Annotated in this window: 9 protein-coding genes and 1 pseudogene; 4 read left to right on the forward strand and 6 right to left on the reverse strand. The window is 69.9% G+C overall.

Annotation, left to right across the window (positions count from 1 at the left end):
• The first annotated feature begins 933 nt into the window (after window positions 1-933).
• Window positions 934-3,084, forward strand: coding sequence for an RNA polymerase recycling motor ATPase HelR (gene helR, locus ACO1BR_RS20870; protein ID WP_426796584.1), 2,151 nt, complete (start codon window positions 934-936; stop codon window positions 3,082-3,084).
• 1,126 nt (window positions 3,085-4,210) lie between these two features.
• On the opposite strand, the gene ACO1BR_RS20875 is transcribed toward helR, so the two are convergent.
• A complete protein-coding gene (locus ACO1BR_RS20875) occupies window positions 4,211-4,843 on the reverse strand; it encodes a TetR/AcrR family transcriptional regulator (RefSeq protein ID WP_426796639.1) in 633 nt (210 codons plus the stop codon).
• A gap of 67 nt (window positions 4,844-4,910) precedes the next feature.
• Here ACO1BR_RS20875 and ACO1BR_RS20880 point away from each other — a divergent pair, with 67 nt between their 5' ends.
• Together ACO1BR_RS20880 and ACO1BR_RS20885 are read left to right on the forward strand one after the other, a co-directional pair.
• Window positions 4,911-6,245 (forward strand): alpha/beta fold hydrolase, encoded by a 1,335-nt coding sequence (locus tag ACO1BR_RS20880; protein WP_426796585.1) that lies wholly within the window; start codon window positions 4,911-4,913, stop codon window positions 6,243-6,245.
• Window positions 6,246-6,808: 563 nt separating this feature from the next.
• Window positions 6,809-6,958 (forward strand): hypothetical protein, encoded by a 150-nt coding sequence (locus ACO1BR_RS20885; RefSeq protein ID WP_426796586.1) that lies wholly within the window; start codon window positions 6,809-6,811, stop codon window positions 6,956-6,958.
• Window positions 6,959-7,034: 76 nt separating this feature from the next.
• Here the strand turns inward: ACO1BR_RS20885 and ACO1BR_RS20890 are convergent, their stop codons facing one another.
• The 3 genes from ACO1BR_RS20890 to ACO1BR_RS20900 form a co-directional block, all read right to left on the reverse strand.
• Entirely contained in the window at window positions 7,035-9,710 is a 2,676-nt protein-coding gene (locus ACO1BR_RS20890; RefSeq protein ID WP_426796587.1) for a glycosyl hydrolase, read from the reverse strand.
• A 385-nt stretch (window positions 9,711-10,095) separates the two neighbouring features.
• Window positions 10,096-11,019 (reverse strand): LLM class F420-dependent oxidoreductase, encoded by a 924-nt coding sequence (locus ACO1BR_RS20895; RefSeq protein ID WP_426796588.1) that lies wholly within the window; start codon window positions 11,017-11,019, stop codon window positions 10,096-10,098.
• A 221-nt stretch (window positions 11,020-11,240) separates the two neighbouring features.
• Window positions 11,241-11,810, reverse strand: coding sequence for a cysteine hydrolase family protein (locus ACO1BR_RS20900; RefSeq protein WP_426796589.1), 570 nt, complete (start codon window positions 11,808-11,810; stop codon window positions 11,241-11,243).
• A 229-nt stretch (window positions 11,811-12,039) separates the two neighbouring features.
• Between ACO1BR_RS20900 and ACO1BR_RS20905 the strand changes: the two are divergent.
• Window positions 12,040-12,300, forward strand: a pseudogene (locus tag ACO1BR_RS20905) (IS5/IS1182 family transposase); the annotation flags it as partial.
• A 20-nt stretch (window positions 12,301-12,320) separates the two neighbouring features.
• Here ACO1BR_RS20905 and ACO1BR_RS20910 read toward each other — a convergent pair.
• On the reverse strand, window positions 12,321-12,551 hold the full coding sequence (locus ACO1BR_RS20910; protein ID WP_426796641.1) for a hypothetical protein: 231 nt from the start codon (window positions 12,549-12,551) through the stop codon (window positions 12,321-12,323).
• A 317-nt stretch (window positions 12,552-12,868) separates the two neighbouring features.
• Window positions 12,869-14,254 (reverse strand): (2,3-dihydroxybenzoyl)adenylate synthase, encoded by a 1,386-nt coding sequence (locus ACO1BR_RS20915; RefSeq protein ID WP_426796590.1) that lies wholly within the window; start codon window positions 14,252-14,254, stop codon window positions 12,869-12,871.
• Window positions 14,255-14,294: the final 40 nt, after the last annotated feature.

A 14,294-nucleotide genomic window follows, 5' to 3' on the forward strand; every position in this document is an offset into this window, starting at 1 on the left:
CGGCTGCGCAGCCGCACCAGCAGACGAGCTTCACGAATCCTGGCCGGTTCACCTTCACGGTTCCCGGTAGCCCCACTGACGTGAAGATCCTGACCATCAGGGTCTGGGGCGCCGGGGCCGGAGGGAGCGCCGGAGGAGCCGGTGGTGGCGGGACCGGTGCCGGCGCAGCACGAGGCTGCCGCGGACTCCGGATACCTGGTCGATGCTCCGGCTCCGTGACACCGCGGTCGTGCGGCAGACGCAGGCGGCGTATCAGTGGGTCTTCGATCACCGGGGCGGGTTGGATCGTGGCGTGCGCTGAGCGGTGTCCGGCCCGCACGGCGGCTGTTGGCGGAGGGCTCGCCGTCGGTGGAGTGGCCCGGACGTGCCGATTGCCCGTCGGCAGTGGATGCGCAGGCGGACGACCATGCTGTCTGGTGCCAGATCGTCCAAGTAGGCGTGGGCGAAGGTGAGGTAGCTCATTGCGGACCGGGGAGGCCGGTGTCGTGGAGCCAGACTCCGTCCAGGGTGAGCGGATGTTCCGTGGGGATGGCCCGCTCCGCTCGGGCTGCCGGTCGTCGTGAATCGCCGGGAGGAGCGCAGTGCGCGTGAATCGCCGGGTGCGGCGCGTTACGCCGTGTGAAGGGCTTGTCTGTCCAGAGCGGACGATCACGGCAGAGGGGAGTACTCACCACTCCTTGCCACTCTCAACGTATAGCGCACTGGGGGCCTTGCGGCAAGGCCCCGGTCATACCGCACAATCACTGACCTCAGCCAGAACCTTCGGTAATGGGGGGCTTCTCCAAGTGCATGTGTTGTTGTCGGCCTGTGGGTCGTGTGGTGGTGGCGAGCCGTCGGTGGGACTGCCTCCGCGGTCGCGGGCGCTCGGCGCCGAGGTGCGTGCGGATGCGCCGTTGGACCTCGCGGGCGCGACCTCGGATCGGAGCTGGTGACGTGAATCCCCTGACCACCAGCGCGTTCGACCTTCCCGACCGCCTCTCCCCCAAGGCCGACCCGGCACTGATAGCCGACGACGAGCGGCACTTCGCGGCCGTCGCGGAGAGCCTTGAGCAGTCGATAGCCGAACTGTCCGACCGCCTCGACGCCGAGCTGAAGGCGCCCGGCGGCATCGGCCGGCAGGCGATGGACCGGGACGCGGAGGTCCAGCGACTGACCGGGCGCCTGCGCGCCCTGCGTCGCTTCGGATGGGATCTGTGCCTGGGGCGCGTCGTGGGCGCGGACGACCCCGAGCCCGTGTACATCGGACGGCTCGGCCTCACCGACAGCACGGGACGTCGGCTGCTGGTCGACTGGCGCTCCCCCGCGGCCGCATCGTTCTTCGCAGCGACCCACGCCAACCCGATGGGGTTGGCGAGCCGCCGAAGGTACCGCTGGACGAGCGGCCGGATCAGCGACTACTGGGACGAGGTGTTCACCGCCGACGGACTGGACGGGCATGCCGCGCTGGATGACCAGTCCGCCTTCATCGCCAGTCTGGGCAGCACCCGGTCGTCCCGGATGCGCGACGTGCTGGCCACCATCCAGGCCGACCAGGACGCCATCATCCGGGCGGGATCCCGGGGCGCTCTCGTCGTCGACGGCGGTCCGGGCACGGGCAAGACCGTGGTCGCTCTGCATCGGACCGCTCACCTCCTCTACTCCGACCCTCGCCTCGGCCACCGTCGAGGCGGCGTGCTGTTCGTCGGTCCGCACCAGCCCTACCTGGCCTACGTCGAGGACGTCCTGCCCAGTCTCGGGGAGGAGGGCGTGCAGACCTGCACCGTACGGGACCTCGTCGCCGAAGGGGCCGGAGCGGCGGTCGAGGCCGACCCGGACGTCGCCCGCCTGAAGTCGTCCGCGGACATGGTCAAGGCGATCGAGGCGGCCGTCCGGTTCTACGAGGAGCCGCCGGCCGAGGGGATGACGGTCACGACCGACTGGGCCGACATCTGGCTGAGCGCCGACGACTGGGCCGAGGCGTTCGACGCGCCGGATCCCGGCACCGAGCACAACGAGGCGCGCGAGCAGATCTGGGAGGAACTGGTCACGATCCTGCTGGACAAGCTCGACGGCGATGTCCCGCCCGACATCTTCCACAGTTCGCTGCGGCACGACGAGGAGCTGGTCACCGCCCTCAACCGCGCGTGGCCCCTGCTCGAAGCGGCAGACCTCGTCGGTGGCCTGTGGTCGGTCCCCGCATATCTGCGGCTGTGCGCTCCCTGGCTCAGCGGCGATGAGGTGCGCAGGCTGCAGCGCAAGGAGGCGCCCCAGGCATGGACGGTGTCCGATCTGCCGCTCCTGGACGTGGCGCGGCAGCGGCTCGGCGACCCGGAGGCGGCACGACGGAAGCGCCGGCAGGAAGCCGCTGTCGCTGCCGAACGCGCCCGCATGGCCGACGTCATCGACAACGTGCTGGCGGCCGATGACGACGGTGAAGGCGCCGTGACGATGCTGCGCGGACAGGATCTGCGGGACAGGCTGATCGATCGGACCGCCGTGCCCGGCGCCGACCCGGACCGGCTCGCCGGCCCGTTCGCGCACATCGTCGTGGACGAGGCGCAGGAACTGACCGACGCGGAGTGGCAGATGCTGCTGCTGCGCTGTCCGTCCCGAAGTTTCACCATCGTCGGGGACCGCGCCCAGGCCAGGCACGGGTTCGCGGAGTCGTGGCAGGAACGGCTGAAGCGGATCGGGCTCGACCGGGTCGAGGTGGCCTCCCTGAGCGTCAACTACCGTACGCCGGAAGAGGTCATGGCGGAGGCCGAGCCGGTCATCCGGGCCGAGCTCCCGGACGCCAACGTGCCGACCTCCATCCGCAGCGGTGGCGTACCCGTCACCTACGGAGCCGTTGCGGATCGGGAGTCGATCCTCGGCGCCTGGCTCGCCGCGCATGCCGATGGGACCGCCTGCGTCATCGGCGATCCCACGTTCCTGGGGACGACCCGCGTGCAGTCGCTGACCCCGGAACTGTCGAAGGGGCTGGAGTTCGACCTGGTCGTCCTCGTCGATCCGGAGGAGTTCGGCGCAGGCATCGAAGGAGCGGTCGATCGCTATGTCGCGATGACCCGCGCGACCCGGCAACTCGTCATCCTGACGAGCTCCTGACGTCGGCCGTTGTGGGCCACCTCCCCGATCCGCCACTGGGGCGCCGCTCCTCGTGGCGCCCCAGTCCCGCCCCAGCTTGGCCGGTTCCCCGTAGCACTCCGGGGTCCCATTGCCGATCATCTCGGGCATCCGGACATCACCCCCGCGGACCCGGGTGCGGCACCCCTCTATGCCGCCAACTCGCCGAGGGCACCCGCTTCTTGACACCATATGGTGGCCCACAGGGGCTGGGCAGGGTGCATTGGAGCGGCGCGTGAAGCCGTCGCGCCCCCGCCGCCAGTGCATGGAACGGCATACCAGCGAACAGAACACCGCCGTCGGGTTCCGGGACGCACTTGGGTGCGAGTTCCACCATGGGGGTGGCGCAGGGCAAGGGTGTGGTCACCGCGACCGCCTGCGCCGGGAGCTGAACGAAGTGACCGCGGACGAGCCGTCTTCGGCCCGGGTGAGCGGCTCGGGTGAGCGGCTCGGGGAGTGGGGAAGCATCGGCGCGCATCGCGCGTCCGGGGGTGTGCGTCGAGCGGGCTGGCCATGGGCACATACGGCCACGGGCCGGGCGTGAGGTGTGCATCCGTGCGCTGGTGGCGAGGGGTTGTCTTCGCCTGTGGGCCGGGGTCGACCGGAGAGAGCCGGCCGATTCCCGTGGTGGGAACGTGCGAGCCGCCCGGTGGCTTGAACGCCCTTCTGTACGGAGGTACGCATCGGGCCGGCGACAGCCGAGAGCGCCGGGCGCTCGTACGCCAACCACCCACGGTTTTCTGCGGTGTGAGGCGCGGCGTTGCTCCTGGGTGGGGTCCGTGGGACGGCGGATCCCGGCCGTCACCGGCGGTGGATCGCCTCCCGATCGCAGCGGACCGTCCGGGCCTGGCTCGGAGGTATGCGTGTGGTGTGCAGCGTGGCGTCCGAAGCGCCGAACCAGGCTCCTGACCGGTCGGGGCCGCCTGGCGGCACTCCCCAGATGACCGGTGTCGTGCGCAGGGTCGTCGTCATGCTTGCCGAACTGGCGAAGCAAGCGCTCCCCTGCCGCTGACGGACCTCACTCGCCGCACCGGCCCGCCCAAGACCACGGTCCAGCGCCTGCCGGCGTCGATGTGCGACGCCGGGCAACTCCCACTGCCAAAGGCCCTTACAAGGGCTCACCCAATGAGCCGGGTTCGGCGTGCCGAAGACTGCGGAACACTGCGGGAGTCGTCCAGCCGCGCAGCATGGCGTGAACCGTCGAGCGGAATGCGGCCTCGGCCGTGTGGGCGTCGAAGGCCCCAGACAGTTCGAGCGTCACGAGCCCGTGCAGGGTTACCCAGAGCGAGAGGGCGATCGACGTCACTTCGCCGGCGAGGACGGCCCCTTCCACAGCCCGGTCGATCGCCGCGATGAGCGGCCGGATGGGGTCACGGGTGCCGACCGCACCCGACGGCTCGAAGGATTGCACCCCTCCGAACAGCACCATGTACAGGTGCCTGTGTCCGCATCCCCATCGCCGGTACGCGACGGCCAGTGCGTACATGTCGGCGAGGGGCTCCTGAGAAGTCGGCACCGCCGACAGGTCCTGGAACAGGCTGGCGACAGCTCGGTCGCGTACCGCTCCGATCAACCCGTCCTTACCGCCGAACAGGGAGTACACCGCCGTCGTCGACGCGCCGGCGGCAGCCGCCACGGCGCGGACCGTGACCGACTCCCGCGGACCCGTGGCGAGCAGTTCGGTCGCGCACTCCACAAGCCGCTCTCTGACCGTCTCGTCGTTCGTCCTGGGCCTACCCACGACGAGAAGCCTACCCCCTCTGATAACGTCGTTTTGAAACAGTGTTCTGAAACCACGGAGGTTCACCTTGCCCACCTTCGCCATGCGCCCCATCCGCTTCGCTGGACGCTTACTGCTGGCGCTGACTGCCGTCACAACGCTGGCTGTTGTCTTTCTCGTATCGATCGTCCTCACGGACGGGGCCGGCTCGGGACTCGCCGCATGGCTCACCACCCTTGGAGTCGCTTCTGTCGCCGCACTGTGGCGGGGCCACAGCCGTACCGGGGCGGCGCGACTCGTGCCGTTCCTACCGGTGGTTGTCGCGGCGGCGCTGACGGCGTCGGTCTGCATCCCGACCGTGCCCACGACCCGGCGGTACCCGCCCGCCCTGCCGTTCGTGGCCACACAGCACTGGACCCTGGCCACAGGCAGCCAGGTCGCGGTCTACCACTACCCGCCCGCAGAACCCGGCACCCGACACCCCATCCCGCTCGTGTACCTCAACGGTGGACCAGTCCGCGGCATATCGGTACTCGACCACCGGTTCCTGCAACTCCTGGCGCGCCAGGGCTACGACGTCTACGCCTACGAACAGGCCGGCGGCGGCCGCAGCGACCTGCTCTCCATGGACCAGTACACGATCTCCAGATCAGTCCGTGACCTCGACGCCTTCACCCACCGTCTGGACAGGGGCAAGGTCGACGTCCTCGGCTTCTCGTCAGGCGCGGTCGTGCTCGCACGTGCCCTGGCCGACCCCTCCGTCGCCGCACATCTGCACCGGGCGATCGTCGCCGAGCCCGGCCCGATGGACGGCTCCACGTCGAGGATCGCCGGTCACCAGGGACGCCCATCCGCACGCGACCTCGCACCGGGCACGACCGGACCACGATCAACACAACTCCCCCGGTACGCCGCGGCATTCGGACTCATGCGGCTCGGACTCCTCACCCCCGACACCGGACTGATCGGACAGGCTGAGGGCGACAACGCATTCACCGCCGCAGACCTCGGCAGCGACACCGCGTCCGCCTACTGCGCACGCGACGCGCACCGCATCCCGACCGAGGACACGGCACAGAACTTCTCCTTCAGCCCCGCTGCCAGCCTCCGCATCCAGCAGACGGTGCAGGACTCCCCCTCCAGCGTCCCGCAACTGAGGCGCTCGAAGACGCCCGCCATGCTGATGATCGCCGAGTGCTCTTCCCAGGTTCGCCAATGGGCGACCACCATCCTTGCCAATGACCCCGCCATCCAACGCACGCAGTACATGCCAGGCGTCGGGCATCACATGTGGAACGGCCTGGACGACAACAACGACCGAGCCGCCGCCGTCATCACCTCGTTCCTTCAAGGCAAGCCAGCACCCCTGCCGAACCACCCCACCCGCGACGAGATCCCCGCCTTCCTGCGCGACCACGAATGAACACGGCCCGACCGAGGTCGCGACCGTCTGCTCGCGGAGGACCTCGGCGGCAGTCCGGCATCCCTCGGCATTCCGGCATCCGTCGGAACGCACTCACGCCATCCGAAGGGCAACGGCCAGGAACCGGACCGTAGGTCAACGCGTCACAGTGGCGCGCGGTGGTGGAAGGGGGAGCAGTGGCGGCGGAGTACAGGAGGCGCAGTGCGTCGCAGGGGATGGCCTGGCCTTGGTTCGCGGCTGTGCTGGTTGCCGTGTCCTGCGTCCTGACCGCCTGCGGGGGCGGCGGCAGCGGCTCGGGGACGCGCGCCGCGCCGTCGCGCCGTTCCGTCGATCCGCGCACCGCGACGCCGGCGCCGTCTCCCCCGGCGGGAACCTCGACGTCCCCCGGGACGGCCTCCACGTCACCGGACTGTGTCGCCGGCTCCGCCACCGTCACCCACGGCCCTGGGGACGCCTCCGTCCGGGACCTCTGTGTGCGCGCCGGCGCGACGGTCACCGTGGTTCTGGGGCCTCGCTCCGGGAGCGCCTGGCCGCAGCCGCACAGCAGCAATCCCATGCTGGCCATGGTGACTTCGACCGCCGCCGGCCGGAACGGCGCCACCCGCGTCACCGTGCGGGCCGCGCGCACCGGCCTGGTGACCGTGACCTGGGGGCGGGACGAGACTCCTGTCTTCACCCTCCGGCTGAGTGTGGCGGCGTATCCAGTGCAGTGATCGGGACGCGCACGGCCGGTGCGCGTCCCGCAGGTGGGGTGCGCACCGGCCGCCGGGTGACGGGGATCCGTCGTGGTCAGTCGTTACGGGTGGCCTTGAGGCGCCGTACGTCGAGGGACCAGATGCCGCGACCGTGGGTGGCGGCGTACAGCTTGCCGTCCGGGCCGAGTCGCAGCTGCATCACGGCCGCAGTGGGGAGGTTGTGTCCTGCCACCTGCCACCGGGTGGCACCGGCGGGCCGGTAGAAGGTGGCCAGGTCGGTGCCGAGGGCGAGACCGCCGTTCGAGAGCAGCTTCACCGTGTTGGCGGGAACGTCGGGCAGGTTCGCCGAGATGTCCGTCCAGTCGGTGCCGCCGTTCTTCGACTCGAAGACGTGGCCGACGCCCGCGCCGGGTCCTTCGGTCCACTTGCGGGAGAAGCCGTTGACGGCCACATACACGTGCTGGGCGTTGGCCGGGTCGACCTCGAAGCCGGAGATGTAGCGGTTGGGGAGGGTGCCGTCGACCGGGAGCGTGAGCTGGTGCCAGCCGGTGCCGTCGGCGTTGCCGACCGCGATGCCCCGGCTGAAGCCCTTGCTGTCGCAGGGGCCGCACCAGCCGGCGTACACGGTGCCGCCCGAGGTCGCCACGGCGGTGGCCACGTGGCCGTCGCCGAGGTCGTAGGCGTTCTTCCACTCCTTACCGGACCGGATCGCGAAGCCCTTGTGCTGCACCCATACATGCCGGCCACCGGCCACCCAGGTGTTGCCGTCCTTGGTGTCGGCGGTGATCGGGGCGATGAAGCGGGCGCCGGCGCCGCCCAGGTCCTTGTCCGGCGGCGCGACCTCGTACTCGGTGGCCTTGGTCGGGTCCGTGTTCCACGAGCCGTCGTTGACACCGCAGTTCTGGGTGACCCACATGTCGAGGTAGACGTACTCCGCAGCGATGTTGCAGCCGTTGGCGGGGTCGGCGATGGTGTCGGCGCCGTCGCCGCCGAAGTTGGATCCCATGACCTTGTCCCGGCCGCGCAGGATCGACTGGCCGTTGTCCTGGAGCCCGCCGGTCACCGAGACGCCGCCATGGGCGAGGTCCTTGCCGACGCCCACCGAGTAGTACTGGAGGGTGTCGAGGGTGCCGTCGTTGAGGGACTGCCAGTCCTTCGCGTGGCCGCCCGAGTCGACCGCACCGTTGAACGGACGGCGGTATATGCCGCCGTCGTTGCCGACGTACGCCCAGGTCCTGCCGTGGTAGCTGCCGATCGCGACCGCGTGCTGATCGGAGTGGGTGGTCTGCGAGCAGTCACCGGTCTGCTTGGCCGGGTCGATGCTCCAGCAGGGGAAGGGGAAGTTCCAGTACGGTCCGGGTGTGGTCCAGCTCGTACCGCCGTTCTTGGTCTCGAAGACCTCTTCCAGGCCCAGGTACACGTGGTCGGCGTTGGCGGGGTCGACCTGGAGGAACTGGTTGTACCAGGACTGGATGCCGGGCTGGTAGCCCGCGCTCTGCAGCGCGGACCCGGATGCCTTGAGCTTGGTGTAGTCGGCGATCTGCGTCCACGGCCCGAACGGCGAACCGTTCTTCGACACGTACACGCCCTTGAGGCCGCTGTCCGGGTTGGCGGTGGTCTGCGCCGGCGACTGGTCGATGGCGTACAGCCGCGAGCCGTCGGCAGCGGCGGCGAACGTCATGTTGCCGACGTCGGCACTGACGGTCGGCAGGTCGCCGAGCCCGCTGACCGGCTTCCAGCCGTCGTCCTGCTTGGCGTACAGCCCGTTGTAGGTGTCTCCGCCGCGCCAACCGACGGCGAGCAGGACCTTGGACGGGTCCTTCGGGTCGACGGCGATGTCGTTGGCGATGTTCTTGTACGGGGCGCTCGGGTCGGATGCCTTCGAACCGCCCGGCAGATAGTCCGGGTTGGGAGCGAACTCCAGCTTCCACGGACCGGACAGGGTGGTGGTCGAGTGCGACCACACGCCGCGGCTGGTCGCCGCCCAGACCGTGCCGCCCACGAACCGCAACGCGTGGATGACGGTGCTCTCCAGCTCGGCACCGCCCACCCGGTTGCCGGGCCGGAACTGCCCGTGCCGCGGATCGCCCAGAACGTAGACGCCGGTACCGACGAAGGCGGTTGCCCCGGTGTTCGACTCGCCGGTGGCGTACCAGAGGCGCTTCTTGCCGTCCAGGGCCAGGGTCCCCGTGGACAGCGAGGGAAGTGCGTCGGCGATCGGCTCCCAGTGTCCGCCGCCGGTCTTCGACCGGAAGACGCCGCCGTTGGCGCCGCCCGCATACACATACCCCTGGTCGTCGGCGGCGATCCCGGTGATCCGGCCGGTCACCTTCCCGAAGCCGCCGCTGGAGTTGGAGTTCACGTCGCGGTAGCGGGGGTCGTCGGCGTTGTACGCCTTCTTGGTGACGTGATCCCAGTTGCCTGGTGTGTGGCGCATCGACTGGAGCTGCTGCCAAGCGGCCCCGTAGGCCCCCGGCGCGACCACGCCGGGGGCCGTGCGTGCCTCGGTGAACTGTGCAGTGGCTTCGGCGGAGTTCTCCGCCTCGTCGGAATCGCCCTCCGAGCTGCCCGGGGTGGCGGCAGCGGACTTTCCCCGACCGGCGTGCGCCGCCTTGATGTGCTGCCGACCGATGTCGGCCTGGTGGCGCGCGTTCCAGGGCCGGGGTCTGGACTCACCTGACGCTGCGAACGACTGGGTGGTCGCCAGTCCGAACGCGGCGGCGACGGCGGCGCAGGTGATGAACCGCCGACGATGCCGTTGGGGCACCATGCCCTCTCCTCCCTGCGCCGAGTATGGGGGGCTCGACGCGGAGGAGATCTTGGCGTGCCCGCGACAGCGCTGCGAAGGGGGCCGCAGGAAAAATGGTGCGGAGTTTACGTTTGCGGCCCGCCTGGCTCGAACTTCCCCTAACTTCCCGTTAATAACTGCAAGTTGATGTTATTCACGGTGCCGGCGGAGCCGGCGGGAACGGCTGCCGGCAACCCGAGCGAGTCCGGCACAGCGGCTGGCGAGCGGACGGCGGCGCCGGTGGGGGTGCCGTGCCGGTGGGGCGCCGGTGCCGCTTGCGGCTCCTCATCTTCCCCCGTCCCCTCACGCATCGCTCACGCACGTGCCGGACACCCCGCGGCCGTCAGGTCCCGCCGCCCACCGGCGCTCACCCGGCGAGTTCCCCGAGCAGTGCCCACGTACGGCGCCGGTCGGCGTCTCCGGCGATCTCCGTCCCGGAGAACACCACCTCCGTCGCCCCGGCGTCCCGATAGCGCTGCACCTCGGCGGCGACCGTCTTCTCGTCGCCGATCACCGCCACATCGGCGGCCCGTCGGCCGCCGGAGAGTCCGATGACCCGCGCATAGGACGGAATCTGCTCGTAGAACGCGAGCTGCTCGACGGCCTTCTCCCGCACGGAGTCCACATCGTCGGTCACCACGCCCTGCACCAGCGCGACGATCCGGGGCGCGGGCCGGCCGGCCGCCGATGCGGCCGCCGTGACGGCCGGAACGATGTGCTCGCTCAGGGCGCGCGGCCCGGCCAGATAGGGCAGAATCCCATCCGCCAACTCACCGCTGGCGCGTAGCGCCTGGGGCCCCATCGCGGCGACGAGCAACGGCACGCCCGCCTCGGCGCCCGGCACCCGGGCGGGGATCGGAGTCCTCGCGGTGAGCAGTTCGCCGTGGAAGTCGGCGGTACCGGTCTCGGTCAACTGCCGCAGCGCGGTGAGGAATTCACGCAGTCGCGCGACGGGTCGCTCGAAGGGGACACCGAAGCCCCCCTCGGTCAGGAGCTTGGTACCGAGCGCCAAACCGAGGTGGTAACGGCCGTGCGTAGCCGCCTGGGCCGTCAGAGCCTGGCTGGAGACCACCAGCGGGTGGCGGCCGAAAACGGGAATGGCGGACGTACCCACGTGCAGGCCGGGCACTTCCCGCCCGACGACCGCCGCGAGCTGGGGTGAGTCCACACCGAAGGTCTGCCCGAACCAGGCAGACCGCAGTCCGGCGGCCGCGGCCTCGTGCGCGAGCCGCACGGTGGCGTCGATCTGGTTGTCGGCATCGATCGCGTTGAGCGCTACTCCTGTCACCATGACGCTGCAAACCAGCGGAGCCGGCCGGGTATTCCGGTTCTCGCGTAGCGGCTCGGGGATTCAGGATGAGGAGCCGGGCTGGGTGAACTGCTCCTGAAGAAGCCGACGTTCACCCAGCCACACCTTGGCCTCGGGGGCGTTACGGTGGGCCGGTTTCGACCGCACCAGGCCCCCGAGTCTTGAGAACGGACCGCGGACTCAAGCGCGGGTGTTCCCTCACGTCACACTTGCTGTGGTGCAGTGGCTTCCAGCCAGTCCTCGACGGTCACCACATCCGCCCACTGCGGGAACAGCTTTTCCGTGAGGGTCCGGTGCACCCCGGGGTCGGTGTCCAGGCAGCCATCCGCCAGGACGGTGAGGCCGAAGTCCATGTCGTTGGCCTGGCACAGGGTGTACAGCACCACACCGCTGGTGGCGATGCCGGTGAGAACAAGGCTGTCGATGCCACGGGACCTGAGCACCAGGTCGAGATCGCTGCCCGAGAAGGCGCTTGCCCGCCTCTTGGTGACCACCACGTCCCCCTCCTCGGGTGCAACGTCCTGGTGGATCTCCGTACCGGGGTCCCCCACGACGTACCGGCCCTCCCGCACCGCTGCGGAAAGCACCCTGTTACGCGTACTGACGTCGGCGCTGATCGGACGTAACCCGATGACCACGTAGATCACGGGGATACCGGCCGCCCGGGCACCGTCGATCGCCCTGCGCAGGCGCACCAGATATCCCGAGCCGTCGTCCACGATATCCACGATGTCCCGTTGGACGTCCATCACGAGGAGGGCGCTGTGTGCCATGGTCGCTGTCCTTGTCTTCTCCGGGGAACGTCGCCGAACCGTTCGGCGTGACCCGCTCCACGGTGTACGAACGCCCGGCAGCACCACGACCGTTCCCCGCCGGCCCAAGAAGACCGCGGCCACGGGCACGATTGCCGTCAGAACTCCACGGTCACCGTCCGACGCCGCCCCATGACGACGTCGGTACACGGTGCGGTCACCGTCCCCGTCCCTGGTCTGTGGCGCCGGCCAGAACCGGCAGTACCTGCGGCGACTGCAGATCCAGCACACGATCCCCGAACGCCGGGACCAGCGGGCCAACCACCAACCGCACGTCGGCCGAGGCAGACGCCCCGCCGACTTCGACCGGGCGCGCGACGCCCGCAGGCACGAAGTCGAGCGGGCCGTCAACGCTCTCAGAAGCATCCGAGTCACAGCGACCCGATACGACACAAGGGCGTACGTCTTTCACGGAGCGGTCACCGTCATTGCAATCCGGCTGTGGCTCCGCCGATACCCGTCGGACCGTTGTCAGCTTGAGCTGAGCAGGCCCTTGAGCCCATCCCCCACCCCACTCGCGGTCGATCCCACGGCCTGGTCCACCTTGCCACCGGGAGTACCCGGGTCGAACAGTGTGCCGATCGCATTGGTCAGACTCTTACCTGGTTCGATCTTGGCCGGGTCGCCTTCGGCGTTGGCGGCGGGGGCGCCGAGAGCGAGGAGTGCGGCGGCACTGAGGGCGACCGTGGCGATGCCTCGCATGAACTTCCCTTCACTTAGGAAACGTTGGGAACTGACTACGACTGTCCGGTCGTGGAGACACGGGTGGATCGCCGCTATCACTCGCTTGGGGCCGCCGAAAAGGTCAACCTCGATCGCGAACAGTCGCCCAGGCAGCAGGCCAACGAGCGCAGGGCAGTACCAGCGGCCAAGCAGCAGACCCGCCGGACACGCCTGAGCCGTCACTCCACGTACAGCCCCCACCCGGGCCGGCATCGTGCGGGCCCTGACCTGCTCGAAACCGGTTCAGTCATTCACGTACCCGGTGGTGGTCGTGAAGGCCGGCGGCCGGCCTTCCATCACAGGCTGGATGGATCTTCGTGGTCGGCCCGCAGCGGGGCGTCCTTGAGGCGGCCGGTCACCACCAGGTTCCCGTCCGAGGTGCGCCGCGCGCGGTCACCGGTGCGGAAGTAGCCGTCGGTGGTGAAGGAGCGTGCGTTGTGGTCGGGCGCCCGATAGTAGCCCCGCAGGGTATACGGGCCGCGGGCGAGGAGTTCCCCGGGCTCCCCGTCGGGCACGTCCTTGCCGTCGACGTCGACGATGCGGATCTCGTCGTCGGGCGAGAGCGGGCGGCCCTGCGTGGTGAGCACGCTCTCGTCCGGATCGGCGGGCCGGGTGAGGGTGAGCGGCCCCTCAGCCCTGCCGAAGACCTGCTGCAGACGACAGCCCAATGCCTGTCCTGTCCGTTCGGCGGTCGGCCGGTCCAAGGGCGCGCCAACGATCTGCACGAGACGCAGACTGCTCAAGTCGGCCTGGACCGTGGGAAGTAGGTCGAGCCAGAGCCGGGCGGCGGCGGGCACCACCGATGTGATGGTGACCCGCTCTCGTCCGATGGCCGGAAGGCATGCGGCGGGATCCGGGTTCTCGACCAGGACGACGGTGCCGCCGACGGAGAGGGTCCCGACGATGCCGGGGCAGCCGAGGACGAAGTTGGACTCGGCGGGCAGCGCGGCGAGATACACGTCGTTCTCGGTGAGCGACACCAGCTCGGCGGCGGCCCGTGCCTGGTAGGCGTAGTCGTTGTGGGTGCGCGGAACGATCCTGGGCGCGGTGGTGTCACCGGAGAGCAGGAAGAACGCCACCTGGTCGGCGCTCTGCGCCCGCGCCGGCGCGGGCGGGGCGTCGATGGAGCCCAGGGGGAAGTAGTGGCAGCCCGACCGGTCGGCCGAAAGGCCGCCGTACGGGGACGCGGTGCCCGGCGCCTCATGGGTGAACACCCGTCGCAGAAAGGGCCCTTGGGCCGCGATGTCCGCGGCCATCGCCGTGTGGTCGAAGCCCTGGTACGTCGAGGGACCGACGTAGCCGGTCGCCTCGGTGATCCGCACGAGGCGGGACACCTCGGGCGTGCGGTGCGAGACCGGGCAGAACACGGGGAGCGCGCCGACGCGCATCAGCGCGAAGACGGTGATCACGAACTCGGGAACGTTGGGTAGCTGGACGACGAGCCGTTGCCCGGGCCGGAGGCCGCGCAGCCGGAATCCGGCGGCCATGCGGTCCACGCGCCGGTTCAGGTTCGCGTACGTGATGCGGGTGCCGCCGTGCACGAGCGCGGTTCGCGGTCCGTACTGCAGGGACCAGCCGCGCAACAGGTTGTCCAGCGTGTTGCCACGCCAGTGTCCGGCCGCCCAGTAGCGGTCGACGAACTCCTCGGGCCAGGGAGTGCAGCCGCCGAGCATGGATGACATTCGCCTTCTCCTGTGCCGCGTTCTGAACCGGAAGCCGTGC

Source organism: Streptomyces sp. YGL11-2 (assembly GCF_050054615.1).
Classification (GTDB): Bacteria; Actinomycetota; Actinomycetes; order Streptomycetales; family Streptomycetaceae; genus Streptomyces.

Coding starts and splice junctions, on each gene's coding strand:
- ACO1BR_RS20885 (WP_426796586.1), top strand. CDS start 6,809: ATGGTGACTTCGACCGCCGCCGGCCGGAACGGCGCCACCCGCGTCACC.
- ACO1BR_RS20890 (WP_426796587.1), bottom strand. CDS start 9,710: ATGGTGCCCCAACGGCATCGTCGGCGGTTCATCACCTGCGCCGCCGTC.
- ACO1BR_RS20895 (WP_426796588.1), bottom strand. CDS start 11,019: ATGGTGACAGGAGTAGCGCTCAACGCGATCGATGCCGACAACCAGATC.
- ACO1BR_RS20900 (WP_426796589.1), bottom strand. CDS start 11,810: ATGGCACACAGCGCCCTCCTCGTGATGGACGTCCAACGGGACATCGTG.
- ACO1BR_RS20910 (WP_426796641.1), bottom strand. CDS start 12,551: ATGCGAGGCATCGCCACGGTCGCCCTCAGTGCCGCCGCACTCCTCGCT.
- ACO1BR_RS20915 (WP_426796590.1), bottom strand. CDS start 14,254: ATGTCATCCATGCTCGGCGGCTGCACTCCCTGGCCCGAGGAGTTCGTC.